General features: G+C 63.9%; 14 protein-coding genes. 13 read left to right on the top strand and 1 reads right to left on the bottom strand.

Annotation, left to right across the window (positions count from 1 at the left end; translation table 11 throughout):
* Positions 1–203 precede the first annotated feature (203 nt).
* On the bottom strand, positions 204–1,157 hold the full coding sequence (locus tag N7E70_RS03080; protein ID WP_263005514.1) for a LysR family transcriptional regulator: 954 nt from the start codon (positions 1,155–1,157) through the stop codon (positions 204–206).
* Positions 1,158–1,279: 122 nt separating this feature from the next.
* Between N7E70_RS03080 and N7E70_RS03075 the strand changes: the two genes are divergently transcribed.
* The 13 genes from N7E70_RS03075 (at position 1,280) to N7E70_RS03015 (ending at position 16,282) form a co-directional block, all read left to right on the top strand.
* Positions 1,280–3,211, top strand: a complete 1,932-nt coding sequence (locus N7E70_RS03075; RefSeq protein WP_263005513.1) for an ABC transporter substrate-binding protein — start codon at positions 1,280–1,282, stop codon at positions 3,209–3,211.
* A 77-nt stretch (positions 3,212–3,288) separates the two neighbouring features.
* Positions 3,289–4,326: an ABC transporter permease gene (locus tag N7E70_RS03070; protein WP_246787016.1), complete on the top strand. Its 1,038-nt coding sequence runs from the start codon at positions 3,289–3,291 to the stop codon at positions 4,324–4,326.
* The gene (locus tag N7E70_RS03065) at positions 4,323–5,195 is read left to right on the top strand and encodes an ABC transporter permease (protein WP_067955573.1); all 873 of its coding nucleotides are present in this window, start codon (positions 4,323–4,325) and stop codon (positions 5,193–5,195) included. The genes N7E70_RS03070 and N7E70_RS03065 overlap by 4 nt, the downstream gene beginning before the upstream one ends.
* 37 nt (positions 5,196–5,232) lie before the next feature.
* Positions 5,233–6,909: a serine hydrolase domain-containing protein gene (locus N7E70_RS03060; RefSeq protein ID WP_263005512.1), complete on the top strand. Its 1,677-nt coding sequence runs from the start codon at positions 5,233–5,235 to the stop codon at positions 6,907–6,909.
* Between the two features lie 8 nt (positions 6,910–6,917).
* Positions 6,918–8,009 carry an aminotransferase class I/II-fold pyridoxal phosphate-dependent enzyme gene (locus tag N7E70_RS03055; protein ID WP_263005511.1) on the top strand — a complete coding sequence of 364 codons (1,092 nt, stop codon included), beginning with the start codon at positions 6,918–6,920 and terminating at the stop codon, positions 8,007–8,009.
* A gap of 17 nt (positions 8,010–8,026) precedes the next feature.
* Positions 8,027–8,824, top strand: coding sequence for a M55 family metallopeptidase (locus N7E70_RS03050; protein WP_192312663.1), 798 nt, complete (start codon positions 8,027–8,029; stop codon positions 8,822–8,824).
* A 411-nt stretch (positions 8,825–9,235) separates the two neighbouring features.
* Positions 9,236–9,469 (top strand): hypothetical protein, encoded by a 234-nt coding sequence (locus N7E70_RS03045; RefSeq protein WP_263005510.1) that lies wholly within the window; start codon positions 9,236–9,238, stop codon positions 9,467–9,469.
* Between the two features lie 108 nt (positions 9,470–9,577).
* Positions 9,578–10,618 (top strand): ABC transporter substrate-binding protein, encoded by a 1,041-nt coding sequence (locus tag N7E70_RS03040; RefSeq protein WP_263005509.1) that lies wholly within the window; start codon positions 9,578–9,580, stop codon positions 10,616–10,618.
* A 194-nt stretch (positions 10,619–10,812) separates the two neighbouring features.
* Complete coding sequence (locus N7E70_RS03035) at positions 10,813–11,637, top strand: ABC transporter permease (protein ID WP_263005526.1); 825 nt, start codon at positions 10,813–10,815, stop codon at positions 11,635–11,637.
* Positions 11,634–12,425, top strand: a complete 792-nt coding sequence (locus tag N7E70_RS03030; RefSeq protein ID WP_067955560.1) for an ABC transporter permease — start codon at positions 11,634–11,636, stop codon at positions 12,423–12,425. Before N7E70_RS03035 ends, N7E70_RS03030 begins: the two co-directional genes overlap by 4 nt.
* A 6-nt stretch (positions 12,426–12,431) precedes the next feature.
* Positions 12,432–13,493 carry an ABC transporter ATP-binding protein gene (locus N7E70_RS03025; RefSeq protein WP_263005508.1) on the top strand — a complete coding sequence of 354 codons (1,062 nt, stop codon included), beginning with the start codon at positions 12,432–12,434 and terminating at the stop codon, positions 13,491–13,493.
* Positions 13,494–13,507: 14 nt separating this feature from the next.
* Entirely contained in the window at positions 13,508–14,830 is a 1,323-nt protein-coding gene (locus N7E70_RS03020) for an amidohydrolase family protein (protein WP_263005507.1), read from the top strand.
* A gap of 42 nt (positions 14,831–14,872) precedes the next feature.
* Positions 14,873–16,282 (top strand): M20/M25/M40 family metallo-hydrolase, encoded by a 1,410-nt coding sequence (locus N7E70_RS03015; protein WP_263005506.1) that lies wholly within the window; start codon positions 14,873–14,875, stop codon positions 16,280–16,282.
* Positions 16,283–16,292: the final 10 nt, after the last annotated feature.

Raw genomic sequence — 16,292 nt, 5'->3', positions numbered from 1 at the left:
GCGCCGCGTCCTGTCAATAGGCGGGCAGGGGGTAGTGGCCCGCCCTGGAGCGGTCATGTCTGGCCGGTGACGTGACGCGCCGGCGCAAAAGCCAGTGAAATCAAGGCGCCGCAATTGGGTCGGCCAAAACTATGCGCATCACGCATCGTATCGCCTGTCTTCGCATAGCAAGCCTGACCAGCCATTCGGGGCATCCCGATCGGTCAGGCGGCGTCCAGCGTGGCATCGAGACTGCTTCGGTACTGGGGCAGTTCGGCGCATTCCTTGAGATGCTGCCACAGGGCGTCGCCGTCATGGCTGCCCGCGCCGGCGCGCCGGAAAATGCGGATCTCCATTTCCAGCGCCATCTGCTGGCCGCCGATCTGGACGAGCTGGCCCTGCTTCATCGCTTCGGCGACACAGATCTGCGGCAGCCAGGCGACGCCGCGCCCGGCGACTGCCATGTGCTTCAGGCCGTCGGCAAGCGCCGACTGGTAGACGGTGCTGAGATTGAGCGGGCGGCGCCAGCGCGACTGTACCAGCGTCGCCAGCTTGCCGATGTAGCCGTCGCTCCAGGAGTAGGCGAGGTAAGGAATCTCGGTGCTTTCGGGCACGTCGATGTCGAACAGGGCGCGGCCGTTTTCGTCGGTACCCGAGACCAGAACAAGCCTGTCCTTGCCGATCTGCAACGATTCAAAAGGTCCTCCTTCAAGAACGGGCGGGCCGTCGGGATGAACATAGGTGATGCAGAAGTCGCACTGCCCCGAGCATAGATGGTCGACGCTTTCGAGAAAATCGGCCGCGTGCATGCTGGTGCGCAGCGGCATGCGCGAAATCAGCGGCGAGCTGATCCACTTCGGAAAAAAGTACATCGCCAGCGTGTGCAGCGAGGTGAAGGTCAGCATTGGCGAGCTTTCGCCGGCGACATTGCGGCAGTCGGTGCGCAACCGGTAGGCCTCGCGCACCAGCCGCTGGCAGCCGGGCAGGAACATATTGCCCGCCCGGGTCAGCTGCACCGGATAGGTGCTGCGGTCGATGAGGTCGGCGCCGATCCAGCTTTCCAGCGATTTGATGCGACGGCTGAAGGCCGGCTGCGAAATGTTGCGCGCAGTGGCGGCGGTCGAGAAATTGCGTGTCGCGGCTATTTCCAGGAAATCTTCAAGCCATTGCAGTTCCATGCCGGCCCTCATGCGTGTTTTGCATAGTCCATCCTATCTACACATTGGACAGACCGGCAAGCGCTCTTCTAGCCTTTCCGTAACGAGAAGAAGAAAACTTCCTCCGCCATCAGAAGGGAACGATGATGAAACTAGCCTTAGCGTTGGCTATGGGCATGGGGCTTGCCGTCACGGCTGCGCCTGTCATGGCCGAGACAAAGAACCCCGGCACATTCGTCTTCATGTGGACCGACGACATCCAGTCGTTTGATCCGGCCTACATCGCCAACACGCCGAGCTCCTATGGCGCACTGAACATCTACAGCCGCCTGCTCAACTTCAACGGTTCGAAGATTTCCGAGTTCGTACCGTCGCTGTCGACGGAGGTGCCGTCGCTGGAAAACGGCCTGATCAAGCAGGGCAACGACGGTTCGGTGAGCTACACCTTCCCGATCCGCAAGGGCGTCTTTGCCCACAAGGTCGGCGTCAAGGGCGCCGACGGCAAGATCACCTGGGAGTATTACGACAAGCTGACCGACGCGCAGAAGGCGGCGATAGAGCCGGGCTACGGCCAGATCACGCCCGATGACGTGCGCTATTCGCTGCTGCGCGCCATCCTGCAGGGCCAGTCCTGGATGTCGAACGCGATTACCGAGGTGATCACGGCGGGCAAATACACCGACATCGCCAAGTGGGTGGAGACGGAAGGCAAGGTCAAGACCTTCGCCGAGGCCAGCCCCGAGACGCTGCGCAAGGTCTATGACCAGCTGTCGGAGCAGATCGTCGTCGACGGCGACAACGTCACGCTCAAGCTGCCGAAGTCGTTCCCGGCGACGCTCGGCGTCATCGCGTTGCCTTTTGGCACCTCCATCCTGGACAAGGAATGGGTCGCCTCGGTCGGCGGCTGGGACGGTTCGGGCGACAACTGGAAGGCGCACTACCGCCCGGAGCTCGGCGCCAATCCGCTGTTCGCCGAGGAAAACGGCACCGGTCCGTTCATGCTCGAGGAATGGGACCGCACCGACCGCCGCATCACGCTGAAGCGCTTCGACAACTACTTCCAGGGTCCGGCCAAGCTCGAGCGCGTGGTCATGCGCACGGTGCCGGAATGGACGACGCGGCGCCTGCAGCTCTTGTCGGGCGATGCCGATTTCGTCGCGGCTCCCGTCGAGTTCATCGACGAGCTCAGCAAGACCGAAGGCGTCAAGGTCATTGACGGCCTGCAGAAGGTGTTCTCGCGCGGCATCTTTTTCGCCTGGCCGCTCGACGACAACGACAATCCCGCTATCGGCAGCGGCAAGCTGGACGGTCAAGGCATCCCGCCTGACTTCTTCGCCGACATCGACGTGCGCAAGGGCTTCAACTACGCCCAGAACTACGACGCGCTGATCAACCAGGTGCTGCTCGGCAAGACGGTGCAGTCGCGTGGGCCGACGGTGCGCGGCATCATGGGCTACCGCCCGGATTCACCCATCTACAGCTACGACCCTGCCAAGGCCGAGGAGCACTTCAAGAAGGCCTTTGGCGGCAAGCTGTGGGAGGTCGGTTTCACCTTCACCGCCTATGTGACCGAGGGCAATCCGCAGCTGACGGCAGCCCTGTCGGCGCTGCAGATGGGCCTGTCGCGCATCAACCCGAAGTTCAAGATGCAGATCCAGGCACTGCCCTGGGCGTCCGTCTCTGACAAGCTCAACAACCGCGAAAAGCCGGCGGCGCCGCTGACGGTGATGGGCTGGGGTCCCGACTATTCCGATCCGGGCGGCCCGCTCGGTGCGGCATCCTACTACCTCTCGCCCACCGGCCTCGTCGGCGGCATGGTAGGCCAGGGCTACCGCGACCTGATGGCGGAGAAGTTCAAGCCGCTGCTCGATGAGGCCTGGGCCTCGAACGACCCGGCCGTGCGTGAGCCGATCTACGCCAAGCTGCAGGACATGTCTTACGAATACGCCACCACGCAGTTCCTGTGGGAGGACTTCGGCTACGTCGTCACCCGTAGCAACATCGACGGCTATGTCGACAACATGATCCTCTACGGAGCCTGGGACTTCTACCCGGTGACCAAGGCCAACGACTGATTGGCGGCCAATACGCCGGGCGATCCCCTTCGCCCGGCGTATTGCTTGTTTTCCCCGAAACCGGAACCCGTGCACCCGTGCTGACCTACGCCCTCAGACGATTGATGATGCTGCCCATCGTCCTGTTCGCGCTGTCGTTGATGATCTTTGCGCTGCAGATGTCGCTATCGCCGACGCAGCGCCTGGCGGCCTATGCGCCGTCGCCCGACTACCTCAAGGGTGGCCAGGAAAGCATCCGCCGGATGATCGAGCAGTACGGGTTGAACGATCCCTTCTACATCCAGTATGGCCGCTGGATCGGCGGCGTGCTGACCGGCAATCTCGGCTGGTCGGAAACGGCCCGCCAGCCGGTGTCGACGGCGCTGATGTCGCTCTTTCCGGCAACGCTGGAACTGGTAGTGCTGGCGTTCATTCCGTGCCTGCTGCTCGCGGTATTCCTGGGTTCCCGCGCCGGCATCCACCTCAACCGCTGGCCCGACCACGTCATCCGCATCTTCACCATCCTGGGCTGGTCGTTTCCGGTCTATGTCTTCGGCCTGCTGATGCTTCTGGTGTTCTACTCGGCGCTCGACTGGTTCCCGCCCGGCCGGCTCAGCCAGTGGGCACAGACGACCGTCAGCTCCGGCAATTTCGTCCGCTACACCGGCGCCAACACCGTCGATTCGATCCTGAACGGCAACTGGGCGATCTTCGTCGATTCGCTGCGCCACCTCGCAGCCCCTGTCATCACGCTGACCTATGTCAACGTTGCCTCGATGACGCGGGTGATGCGTACCTCGATGCTCGAGACGCTGCGTCAGGATTATGTCCGCACCGCCCGCGCCAAGGGCCTGCCGCGCCGCGTGGTCGAACTCAAGCACGCCCGGCGCAACGCGCTTTTGCCGGTGGCGACCATCGCCGGCATGGAGCTTGCCGTCATGATGGGCGGCGTCGTCATCACCGAGACCATCTTCGACTATGCCGGGCTCGGCCAGTTCGCCGCCAAGACCGCGGCCAATCTCGACTTCCCGGCGGTTCTCGGCTTCGGCCTCTATTTCGCGGTCGTTTTGGTGCTGATGAACCTGATCGTCGACCTGATCTATCCGCTGCTCGATCCGAGGGTGAAGACGCAATGAAGTTTCTTCGCTACCTCGCGCGCAATCCGGTGTCGCTGCTCGGCGTCGTGATCCTTCTGGCCTTCGTGCTGATTGCCATCTTTGCCCCGATGCTGGCGCCGCCGCAGAGCTTCCAGCTGTCGCCCTACGACACGCCGCGCGCCGGCTTTCTGGCGACGCCGATGCCGCCGTCGCGTGATGCGTTGTTCGGCACCACGCAAGGCCAGTACGACATCTTCTACGGCGTCGTGTGGGGCACCCGCACCGCCTTCAAAATCGGCCTCGGCGTCGTTGCCATCTCGGTGCTGATCGGCACGGTGATCGGTGCTGTCGCCGCCTATTATGGTGGGCTGGTCGAAGAGGTGCTGATGCGCATCGTCGACGTGTTCATGGCTGTGCCGTTCCTGATCGCCGCAATGGTGCTGACCGCACTGCTCGGCAAGGGCATCTGGCCGATCACCATCGCGCTGACAACCTTCGGCTGGATGAGCTACGCCCGCATCGTGCGCAGCGAGATCCTCAGAATCCGCGAGATGGACTACATCCACGCGGCGCGCGCCTATGGCGCCAGCGACCTCAGGCTGATCGTGCTGCACATCCTGCCCAATGCCATGTTCCCGGTGCTGGTGCTGGCGACCATGGCCACCGGCTCGATGGTGCTGTCGGCGTCCGCGCTCAGCTTCCTCGGTGTCGGCACCGAGGAAGGTTATGCCGACTGGGGCCAGTTCATCGCCTATTCGCGCAACTGGATCGTCGGCCAGCCCGGCAACCCGTTCCAGTTCTGGTACACGCTTGCCTTCCCAGGTGCTGCCGTCTTCCTGTTCGTGCTGTCGTGGAACCTTGTCGGCGACGCGTTGCGCGACATGCTCGACCCCCGCCATTCCCACTGAAATTTCCCCCATCTTTTCAGCTCAAGGAGCATTTGCCATGCCTTCCCTGTCCGCCGCATCGGTCGAGCTGTTCGAGGACCTGATCCGCTACGAGGTCGAGGACAAGGCGATCCCGTCGATCTCCTATGCACTCGTCGACCGCGACGGCGTGCTGGCTGAGGGGCACATCCAGCGGAGCGACCGCCATTTCGACATGCGCGAAGACACCTGCTTCCGCATCGGTTCGATCACCAAGACCTTCACCTCGCTGGCGATGATGCAGCTTGTCGAGAAGGGGCTCGTCGACATCGATGTCGACGTTTCGACCTACCTGCCTGGCTTCCATCCGATCAACCCGTTCGCCGGCGCCGAAGCTGGTCCGCATGGTTCGGTGATCAGCCTGCGCAAGCTGATGACGCACACCTCCGGTCTGGTGCGCGAGCCGAAGAGCGGCCACTATCTCGACGCCACCCGGCCGCCGCTCGCGGATACGGTCAATGAGCTCGCCAGCTCGACGCTGAAGCAGGATCCGAGCATCGGCATCATGCACTACTCCAATGCCGGCATCGCCGTGGTCGGGCGGGTCATCGAGGTGGTGACCGGCCAGAGCTATTCCGACTATGTCTCAGAAAACATCATGAAGCCGCTCGGCATGAACCAGTCGTCCTGCGGCATGGCTTCAGGCATCCGCGAACGCTTGGCGCCGGCCGATATGTGGACTTTGGACGGCGACACGCCGGCGCCGGTGTTCAGCCTCGGCGGCTCGCCGGCAGGCAACATCTTCTCCACGACCGGCGACATGGCGCGTTACGTCCAGTGCCTGCTGCGCGGCGGCTTCAACGCCGAGGGCAACTCGATCATCTCGCCGGCCTCGCTGCGCGAGATGTGGGCGCCATTCGGCAAACGCCCCGACAGCCTTGACAAGTCGATGGCCGGATATGGCCTGTGCTACGGCGCCGGCGAGGTCGACGGCTGGGAGTCGGTCGGCCATGGCGGCGCGGTCTATGGCTATGCCTCGCACATGCTGATCCTGCCCGGTGCCGGCATCGGCGTGCTGATGTTCGCGACGCTCGATTTCGCCAACCAGATCGCCTCACGCCTCGGCGTCGATGGTCTGCGCATAGCCCTTGCAGAGCGCAAGATGGGCAAGCCGTTGCAGCGCCTGCAGCGTCCGCCCGTCATCGCCGACGAGCAGTTCAACTCCTTGCCCGGCTATTACAGCGACGACGCCACGCAGGAGGTCGTCGAGGTCAAGGCGAAGGACGGCAAGCTCTATCTGATGGGTGACGGCGTGCCGCTGCAGATCCGGCCAGTATCAGGCAAGGATTTCGTCATCGACGGCCGTATCTATGGCCGTGGCGCCGGCTATGCGCACATGAACCTGTCCTTTCCCGAACCGGGCAAGCTGGTATGGAAGGACGCGAGCTGGACGCGCATCGAAGCGCCCGTCGACGAGACGGTGCCGGAGGAGATCGAGCCGCATCTCGGCGAGTACGGCCCAGACTTCAACATCACCTATCTCAGCTACAGCCATGGCGGGCTGAAATGCCTGATCGAGTATTTCTGCACCCACAGCTGCGAGCCGGTGGGCGAAGGGCGCTTCCGCATGCATGGCAAGCTTTATGAGGACGAAATCCTGGAGCTCGATGCCGTCGACGATCACGGCAGGCGCGGCATCCGCGTCGGGCCGATGTTTCTCGAGCGGCGCCCCTTGTCCCGGGCGGAGGCGGCCTGAGCAGCAGCATGACCGCACCTTTCAAGATGGAGTCGCCGATCGGCTCCCGCATGGTCATCGCCGGGCGCGAGGTCGACTATTACTGCGGCACCTCCTATTTCTGCCTGCACGGCCACCCCGAGGTGATCGAGGCGGCCTGCGCTGCCACCAGGCAGTATGGCATGGGGCCGGGCACGCTGGCTCACATGCAGGTCTATGCCGATTTGCAGGAGCCGCTGCGCCAGTGGTTCGGCACCGAGGAGGTCGTCTACATGATCTCGGGCTACACCAGCCCGATGGTGCTGCTGCAGGGGCTGCGTGAGGATTTCGACCTCGTCTTCATCGATGCCGCGACGCATTACAGCACCCGCGACGCGATCCCGACGCTGGGCAAGCCAGTGCATGAGTTCCGCCATGGCGATGCCAATGACCTGGCAGCGCAGCTGGCGCTGCATGTCGGGGTCGGGCAGAGGCCGGCCGTGCTGACTGACGGGGTGTTTCCGTCCTCCGGCCGGTTGGCGCCGCTCAACGACCTCAGGCAGGCGATGGCACCTTACGACGGCGCGTTGCTGTGCATCGACGATTCCCACGGTGTCGGCGTGCTCGGCGAGACCGGGCGCGGGTCGCTGCAACATGCCGGGCTCGAAGGCGAGGGCAACTTCCTCGCCGGCACGATGAGCAAGGCGTTTGGTGCTCTGGGCGGGGTCGTTCCCGGCGACGCGACATTGGCCGAAAAGATCACCCGCAACGCGATGATCATGCGCGGCGCCTCACCCGCACCGCCCGGATTGGCTGCCGCCGCCGCAGCGTCGTTGCGGATCCTGCAGACGACGGACAGGCGTGCCAGGCTGTCCCGCAATGTCAGCCGGATGCGCAGCGGCCTGCGCGACCTCGGCTTCGAGGTTGCCGATACGCCGGTGCCGATCGTCACCATCAAGGGCGTCACCGACCTCGAACTCCTGCGCGATCGTCTTGCCGAGCGCGACATCATCGTCAGGGTCCAGCAGCCGGGCGGCTATTCCGACGCGTCGGATGTGCCGAGCATGCGGCTGGCGGTGTTTTCCGAGCATTCCCCCGACCAGATCGACCGGCTGCTGCGGTCGATGGCTGAGCTTCTCTAGAACCGAGGATTACGATCATGAAGGTGTTCATCAGCGCCGACATCGAAGGCACCGCCGGCATTACCGTGTGGGACGAGGCCCGCAAGGGACATGCCGCCTACGAAGAATTCCGCGAATACATGACCGACGAGCTGGTGGCGGCCTGCGAGGGCGCCAAGGCTGCCGGCGCGAAGGAAGTGCTGGTCAAGGACGCGCATTCCACCGGGCGCAACCTGATCCTGTCGAAGCTGCCGGCCTATGTCACGATCGTCAGGGATTGGAGCGGTCACCCGGATATGATGATGTTCGGCATCGACGACAGCTTTTCGGCGGCGCTTTACACCGGCTATCACAACAAGGCTGGCACCGACACCAATCCGCTGGCGCATACGCTGACCGGCACCGTATCGCGGCTCCTGATCAATGGCGAGGTGGCATCCGAATACACGCTCAATGCGCTTTGTGCGGCGCGTTATGGGGTGCCGTCGGTGTTCCTGTCAGGCGATGCCGGCATGTGCGCGGAAGCCAAGCTTCTGGTGCCGCGCATCGGCACGGTTGCGACGAGCGAGGGGTTTGGCCCGGCCACAAGATCGCTGACCCCAAAAGCCTCGGTCGCTGCGATCCGCGCCGGCGTCGAGGAAGCGCTGTCGCGCGACCTCAAATCCTGCCTGCCGAAACTCGCCGACAGCTTCGAGCTGGTGGTCGAATACACCAACCCGCACGAAGCCTATCGCGCCAGCTGGTATCCCGGCGTCGAGCATCCGGCACCGCGCACATTGCGCTTCCGCGCCAGTGATTTCTTCGAGATCCAGCGCGCCATTCGCTTCATCGTGTAGCGGAAACGCTTACGGCCGGCGGCGCCTGAACGGGGGCGCCAGTCGCTTCGCCCCGGCCTCCTCTGTTCGGCCCGGGGCGAGCGGCAAGCATCGCGCATTAGGCGCGAGCTTGTCCGACGCTCCGTCCGGAGGATTGGCGAGCATGCGGGCAACGATGCTCTTACGGAGCCGGCGCCGGTCTTCGGCGTCGTTAGCGCGCGAAGGGCGATGGTCCAATGATGGAACGGACAATGGAAAGGGATCGTCCACGCACAGTCGGCGGTCAACATCACGGCGCTACCGACCAGCCTGAGCTCGGGATCTTCATCGAGCGCCGCCACCAGGCGACCGACACGAGCCGGCTCGGAAATGGCGTTGGCGTCGAGTCTTACGATGATGTCGGTGGGTGGCGCCTCGATGCCGAGGTTGGCCATGGCGGCAGTGCTGATGATGGTCGGATGGATCGTCACGGATGCGGGTATCGCGACGGGCGGCTCTGTCGAACAGCTCCTTCTGGCCAGTAAGGTCGACGACGACGATGAATTCAAGATCACGATAATCCTGGGCGAGGATGCTGTCGCCCGCGGCAACGTTGAGTTGACCACCGAACATGGTCGGCAACGCCAGAAAAGCGCCTATCCGCCTCAGGATGCAGCAGATTTTTGATGTGCGTTGCACAACATTTGGAGTTGCACCTTAGCTGTCACGAAAATAGGCTGAATTGTCCCTCCGTGCGCCCCCAGGTGCCAGGGCGTCAAACAACAGAGGCTTTCCATGACACGATTTCACACCCTCCTCGCGGCTGGCGTTGCCGGCCTCGCGACGACCCTCGTCGCTGCGCCGGCGTTCGCCCAGGGCAAGACCCTGACCATCTCCTGGTGGGGCTTCAACGGCGACAAGCTTGACGAGTACATCGTCAAGCCGTTCAAGGAGAAATGCGGTTGCGAGATCGTGTTCGAGACCGGCAACAACGCCGACCGTCTCAACAAGATCAAGATCCGCAATGGCGAGGGCGTCGACGTCGCCTACTTCACGGATGCCTACTCGCAGATCGGCATCAAGGAAGGCCTGTTCCAGCCGATCGACAAGTCCAAGGTGCCGAACCTTGAAGGTCTCTACGATCTTGCCAAGGCACCGCAGGGCGAATTCGGCCCGGCCTACACCATCGGCCGCGTCGGCGTGATCTATGACAGCGCCAAGGTCAAGGCGCCGATCACCTCGTGGAACGACCTCTGGAAGGAAGACTTCAAGGCCTCGCTGTCGCTGCCCGGTATCACCACCACCGCCGGCCCGATGGCCGTCATGGTGGCCGGCATCCACGCCGGCGTCGACGCCTTTGCCGATGCCGACGCCGCCTTCAAGGCTGTCGAGGCGCTGAAGCCGAACGTCGTCAAGAACTACAACACCGGCTCCGAGCTGGTGAACCTGTTCTCAACCGGTGAAATCTCGGCGGCTGTCGCGCAGGACTTCACGCTGGCCCAGATCCAGGCCGCCGTGCCCACCGCTGCATGGGCCAATCTCTCTGATGGCGCGATCGCAACGCTGAACACCATCAACATCCCGAAGGGCGCCGCCAATGTCGAGCTGGCGCATGAGTTCATCAACTTCGTGCTGTCGAAGGAAGTGCAGCAGAAGACCGCCGAGAACGGCGTCGATGCGCCCGTCGTCAAGGCCGTCGAGCTGACGCCCGAGCAGGCCAAGCTGTGGACCTACGGCGCCGACATGATCGCCTCGCTGAAGCAGGTCGACTACGAGAAGATGAACACGGCCAAGACCGAATGGGTCGACCGCTGGAATGAAGTGTTCGGCATGTAATTGCTTTCAGGGCGGGAAGGCATGGCTTTCCCGCCCGCCACTGTGTGCCGGGGGCAACGCCCCGGACGTTTTCTTGCCGCTGTCACAGCCCTTGCGGCATTCTGCGCCTTTCGCGGCCGCCCGATGAGGGGTAGCACGCCGCAACAAGATCTCCCGGACGCCATCTGTCCGTGGAAACTGGAAGAGATTTCATGCTGAAACGCTTTGCCGGATGGTGGCTCGCAGGGCCGGCTACGCTGGCCGTATTGGTGTTCCTGATACTGCCGGTGGCCGCGACCATCGCCACGACCTTCGGCGAGGATGGCGGCATCTTTGCGCCCTACATCGCCTTCTTCAACAGCGGCTTCCGCCGCACCGTGCTCTGGCGCACCATCGAGATTTCGCTGGCGACCACAGCGATTTCGCTCATCGTCGGCTTCCTCACCGCCTATGTCGTGTCGAAGTCGCCGGGCAAGCTGAAGAGCCTTCTGATCATCGCGGCCGTCTTCCCGCTGTTGACCGGTGTCGTCGTCCGCTCCTTCGCCTGGCTGATCATCCTCGGCAAGAATGGCATCCTGAACAATTTCCTGGTCGGCATCGGCGCGATCTCAGAGCCGCTGTCGATGCTCTACACGCAAGGGTCGGTCATCGTTGCGATGGTCTATCTTTTCGTGCCGCTGATGATCCTGACGCTTGTTGGCGTGCTGGAGAACATCCCCGACGACGTCGTCCAGGCCTCGTCATCGCTTGGCGCCACGCCGGCGGCGACCTTCCGGCAGGTCATCCTGCCGCTCGCCGTACCCGGTCTGATCGTCGGCGCCGTTCTCGTCTTCACCGGCTCGTTCACTGCCTACGCCACGCCCCAGCTGCTCGGCGGCGAGCGACAGATGGTGATGGGCACGCTGATGTACCAGCGTGCCATGGTGTCGTTCGACTGGGTCGGCGCTTCCACAATCGCGGCAATCATGGTGGTGATCACGGTCGCCGTCGTTCTTGCCATGAGCCGCGTTGCGCGGCGTCTCAACCCGATGGCGACATGATGACCAGCCGTATCAATCCCCTGCTCATCCTGTTCACCGTCCTGGTCTACATCTTCCTGATGGGGCCGCTGATCATCGTGCTTGGCGCCTCGGTCAGCGACACCACCTATCTGACCTTCCCGCCGCAAGGCCTGACTTTGCGCTGGTTCGAGAATATCTTCGAGATCAGCGCCTTCAAGCGCACCATCATCACCAGCCTCGAGCTCGCTTTCCTGGCGACGGGACTGGCGCTGTTGATCGGCATTCCGGCGGCCTATGCTCTCAACCGCTACCGCATCAAGTTGCCGTCCTGGCTGTCGACCGTCTTTGTGCTGCCGATCCTGGTGCCCGAGATCGTGCTCGGCTTCTCGTTGCTGAAATCGGTGGCGGTGGGCATGCAGACGCCGATCTTCCTGACGCTGCTCGTCGGCCACATGCTCTTGGTGCTGCCCTATTGCGTGCGTGTCGTTTCGGCGAGCCTCGCCTCGTTCGATTTCTCGATCGAGGAAGCCGCCGTCAGCCTCGGCAGCCCCCCGGTGAAGACCTTCTTCACCATCGTTTTGCCCAACGTCCGCTCTGGCGTGATCGCGGCCTTCATCCTGGCCTTCATCACCTCGATCAACGACGTGTCGACGTCGCTGTTCCTCACCGGACCAGGCGTCTCGACGCTGCCGATCCAGATCCTCGCCCATGTCGAGCAGTTCTTCGATCCGACGATCGCGTCGGTGTCGGTGCTGCTGATGCTGCTGACCGTGGCAGTCATGGCCATCGTCGAGCGCACGCTCGGCCTCACCTTCCTTGCGAAGTAGACCCATATGACCCAGGCACTTACAGTCCAGAATCTCACCGCCCACTACGGCGCCACCAAGGTGCTGGAGGACCTGTCGCTCTCGGTCGGCAAAGGCGAGCTCGTCTCGCTGCTCGGCGCCTCGGGCTGCGGCAAGACGACGACGCTGCGCCTCATCGCCGGCTTCCTCGAGCCGACCTCCGGCTCGATCCGCCTTGGCGACAAGGACCTGACCCGGCTGCCGGCCTACAAGCGTGACATCGGCCTGGTGTTCCAGAACTACGCGCTGTTCCCGCATCTCTCGGTGCTCGACAATGTCGGCTTCGGATTGAAGCAGCGCGGCGTGGCTCCAGGTGATCGCGAGAAGCGCGCCAGGGCAATGCTCGAACGCGTCGGCCTGTCGCAGCTCGCCGACCGCCTGCCGGGCGCGCTCTCCGGCGGCCAGAAGCAGCGCGTGGCGCTTGCGCGTGCACTCGTCATCGAGCCGCCGCTTTTGATGTTCGACGAGCCGCTGTCCAACCTCGATGCCAAGCTGCGTGTCGACATGCGCGTCGAGATCCGCCAGCTGCAGCGCGCCAATGGCACCACCTCGGTCTATGTCACCCACGACCAGGAAGAGGCGTTCTCGATCTCCGACCGCGTCGCCATCATGAATGCCGGCCGCATCATGCAGTTCGACACGCCCGAGACGCTATACCAGCGCCCGGCCAATACGTTTGTCGCCCGCTTCGTCGGCTTCGAGAACCTGGTGCCGATGACGGTTTCCGCACGCGACGGCGCTCAAGTGACGGCCGTGACCGATGGCGGATCGCAGCTCAAGCTGTCGCAGGACCGTTTCGGCGCGATCCCAGACGTATTCGTGCTGGCCGCACGCGCGGATGGCCTGGCCGTCTCGACGGACGCCAACGCCGAGGGCATTCCCGCAACGCTTGGCCTGCGCACCTATCTTGGTCGCGCCTACCAGTACCAGGCTGACACTGCTGCCGGCCAACTGATCGCCAACGGCTCGCTGTCGGCGCCGCTGGAACCGGGCGCGCGGGCCAAGCTGGTGCCGGTGCCCGACCAGTGCTGCGTGCTGAAACCGGAGTGACCGGAGGAGCGACCATGTCCATCCTCATCACCAACGCCACCGTCCTCCCCTGCACGGAGGACATGCCCTTCGTCGACAAGGGCTGGGTCCATGTCGAGGGCGAGGTCATCAAGGCTGTCGGCGTGGGCGAGGCCCCCGCAATTGTCGGCGCGGAAATTGTTGACGCCGGCGGCGATGTCGTCATGCCCGGCATGGTCAACCCGCATTGCCACATGGCGATGACGCTGTTCCGCGGCCTCGGCGAGGACGTCGACGACCGGCTCTACCGCTACATCCTGCCCTTGGAACGCAAGTTCGTGCGGCCCGAGGCAGTGCGTGCGGGAACGGCACTTGCCGCGCTCGAGCTGATCGAGGGTGGCGTCACCACAGTCGCCGACATGTATTACTTCGAGACCGAAGTCGCGCGGGTTGTGGCCAATGCCGGCATCCGCGGCGTGCTGGGCCAGACCATCGCCGACTTCGATCCGCCCGACCACAAGTCGGTCGACGAAGGTTTTGCTCTCACCGAACAACTCGTCGCCGAATTCGCCGGACATGATAGGGTCATCCCGTCGATTGCCCCGCATGCGCCCTATTCGACCGGCATGACGACGATGGAGCGCATCGCCCGCTGGGCGGACGACCATCCCGACGTGCCTGTGCAGATGCATCTGGCCGAGAGCGATGCCGAGATGGCGTGGGCTGAGAAAACCCACGGCATGCGACCGATCGAGGTCGTCGAGAAGGCGGGCCTGCTGCGCCGGGGCCTGATCTGCGCGCACTGCCTGCATGTCGATGAGACCGACATCGAGCGCATGGCGCATGCAAAAGTCTGCGTCGCCCACAATGCCCGCTCCAACGGCAAGGCCGGGCGCGGCATCGCACCCGTCGAGGCGATGCGAAAGGCCGGCATTCCGGTAGGGATTTCGACCGATGGCGCGATGAGCGGCAACACGCTCGACCTGTTCTCGCAGTTCGCGCCGGTGTCGATGTTCCAGAAATTGCTCGGCCACAGCCGCAAGCCGATGGCCTCGGTCGACGTCGTGCGCATGGCGACCCGCGATGGCGCCAAGGTGCTGGGCCTGGATGCAAAGGTCGGCTCGCTCGAGCCGGGCAAGCAGGCCGATCTCATCCGCGTCAGCCTGGCCTCGCCGCGTCAGCAGCCGGTCTATGACATCTATTCCACGCTGGTCTTCGCCACCCTGCCGACCGACGTGTGCGACGTCATGGTGGGCGGCGACTGGCTGATGCGCGGCCGCGAGGTACTGAGCCTCGAACGCAAGAAGGTGCTGCGCGACGCGCTGCAGGTGGCGCACAGCTTCAAAGCCGAGATGGCCCGCATCGACGCTGCGGGCTGAGGTCCGGACGAGCGTCCGGGACGTACAGGGAAGGACAAAGCAATGAACCGATCAGAAGCCTCGACGCATCTCGACAAGGTGCTCGCCAATGTCGACGCCAATATCGACGCAAGCCTTGCGCGCCTGTTCGACCTGATCCGTATTCCATCTGTCTCGACCGATCCGGCGCATGCCCCGGACTGCAAGCGCGCCGCCGAATGGCTGACGAAAGAACTCGGCGAACTCGGCTTTGACGCCTCGGTGCGTCCGACCGCGCGCCACCCGATGGTGGTCGGCCACGACCGCACGGGGCAGGGGCCGCATGTGCTGTTCTACGGCCATTACGACGTCCAGCCCGTCGATCCGCGTGGTCTGTGGCACTCCGACCCGTTCGAGCCGAAGCTCGTGCCGCAGCCCGATGGCGAGACCCACATCGTTGCCCGCGGCGCCTCCGACGACAAGGGCCAGCTCTTGACCTTCGTCGAGGCGTGCCGCGCCTGGAAGGCCGTCGCCGGCAGCCTGCCGATCCAGGTGTCGGTGCTGTTCGAGGGCGAGGAAGAGATCTCCAGCCCGAGCCTGCCGCCCTTTCTCGACACGACCGGTGCCGAACTCAAGGCTGATGTCGTGCTCGTCTGCGACACCGACATGTGGGACGCCGAGACGCCAGCGGTGACCACCATGCTGCGCGGCGTGCTGAAGGAGGAGATCGTTATCTCCTGCTCCAACCGCGACCTGCATTCGGGCATCTACGGCAACGCCGCGCGCAATCCCTTGCAGGTGCTGTCCGACATCGTCGCCAGCCTGCGCACGCCAGACGGCGGCGTGGCTGTCCAAGGTTTCTACGACGGCGTCACCGAACTGCCCGACGCCATCAAGGCACAGTGGCAGCGCCTGCCTTTCGACGACAGGGGCTTTCTGGGCGATATCGGCCTCTCGATTCCCGCCGGCGAAAGCGGCCGCTCTGTGCTCGAGCAGGTCTGGGCACGCCCGAGCTGCGAAATCCACGGCATCATCGGCGGCTACACCGAAGAAGGCTTCAAGACGGTCATACCGGCCAAAGCGCAGTCCAAGATCTCCTTCCGCCTCGTCGCCGGCCAGGATCCGGAAAAGATCCGCGATGCCTTCCGTGCCCATGTCCGAGCCCGCATCCCGGCCGATTGTTCGGTCGAGTTCATCGACCACGGTGCGAGTGCCGCGACCGTCATGCCGATCGACGGCGCGTTTCTCACCAAGGCGCTCGGCGCGCTGACCGAGGAGTGGGAGCGCGAGGCGGCAGTGGCCGGCAGCGGCGGCTCGATCCCGATCGTCTCCGCCTTCAAGGAAAAGCTCGGCATGGATTCTTTGCTGATCGGCTTCGCCCGCTTCGACAATCGCATCCACAGCCCGAACGAGAAATACGACCTTTCGAGCTTCCGCAAAGGCATCCGGTCCTGGGCCCGCATCCTCGCGGCGTTTGCGCACGACAAGGGCTGAGGCTGCAGGT

It is taken from the genome of Aminobacter sp. NyZ550 (assembly GCF_025628925.2).
Taxonomy (GTDB): Bacteria; Pseudomonadota; Alphaproteobacteria; order Rhizobiales; family Rhizobiaceae; genus Aminobacter; species Aminobacter ciceronei.
The sequence above is the reverse complement of the archived record's forward strand: the minus strand, read 5'-3'. Positions and strand labels throughout refer to the sequence as shown.

Coding starts and splice junctions, on each gene's coding strand:
- N7E70_RS03040 (WP_263005509.1), top strand. CDS start 9,578: ATGACACGATTTCACACCCTCCTCGCGGCTGGCGTTGCCGGCCTCGCG.
- N7E70_RS03015 (WP_263005506.1), top strand. CDS start 14,873: ATGAACCGATCAGAAGCCTCGACGCATCTCGACAAGGTGCTCGCCAAT.
- N7E70_RS03065 (WP_067955573.1), top strand. CDS start 4,323: ATGAAGTTTCTTCGCTACCTCGCGCGCAATCCGGTGTCGCTGCTCGGC.
- N7E70_RS03055 (WP_263005511.1), top strand. CDS start 6,918: ATGACCGCACCTTTCAAGATGGAGTCGCCGATCGGCTCCCGCATGGTC.
- N7E70_RS03025 (WP_263005508.1), top strand. CDS start 12,432: ATGACCCAGGCACTTACAGTCCAGAATCTCACCGCCCACTACGGCGCC.
- N7E70_RS03030 (WP_067955560.1), top strand. CDS start 11,634: ATGATGACCAGCCGTATCAATCCCCTGCTCATCCTGTTCACCGTCCTG.
- N7E70_RS03020 (WP_263005507.1), top strand. CDS start 13,508: ATGTCCATCCTCATCACCAACGCCACCGTCCTCCCCTGCACGGAGGAC.
- N7E70_RS03080 (WP_263005514.1), bottom strand. CDS start 1,157: ATGGAACTGCAATGGCTTGAAGATTTCCTGGAAATAGCCGCGACACGC.
- N7E70_RS03075 (WP_263005513.1), top strand. CDS start 1,280: ATGATGAAACTAGCCTTAGCGTTGGCTATGGGCATGGGGCTTGCCGTC.
- N7E70_RS03045 (WP_263005510.1), top strand. CDS start 9,236: ATGGCGGCAGTGCTGATGATGGTCGGATGGATCGTCACGGATGCGGGT.
- N7E70_RS03050 (WP_192312663.1), top strand. CDS start 8,027: ATGAAGGTGTTCATCAGCGCCGACATCGAAGGCACCGCCGGCATTACC.
- N7E70_RS03060 (WP_263005512.1), top strand. CDS start 5,233: ATGCCTTCCCTGTCCGCCGCATCGGTCGAGCTGTTCGAGGACCTGATC.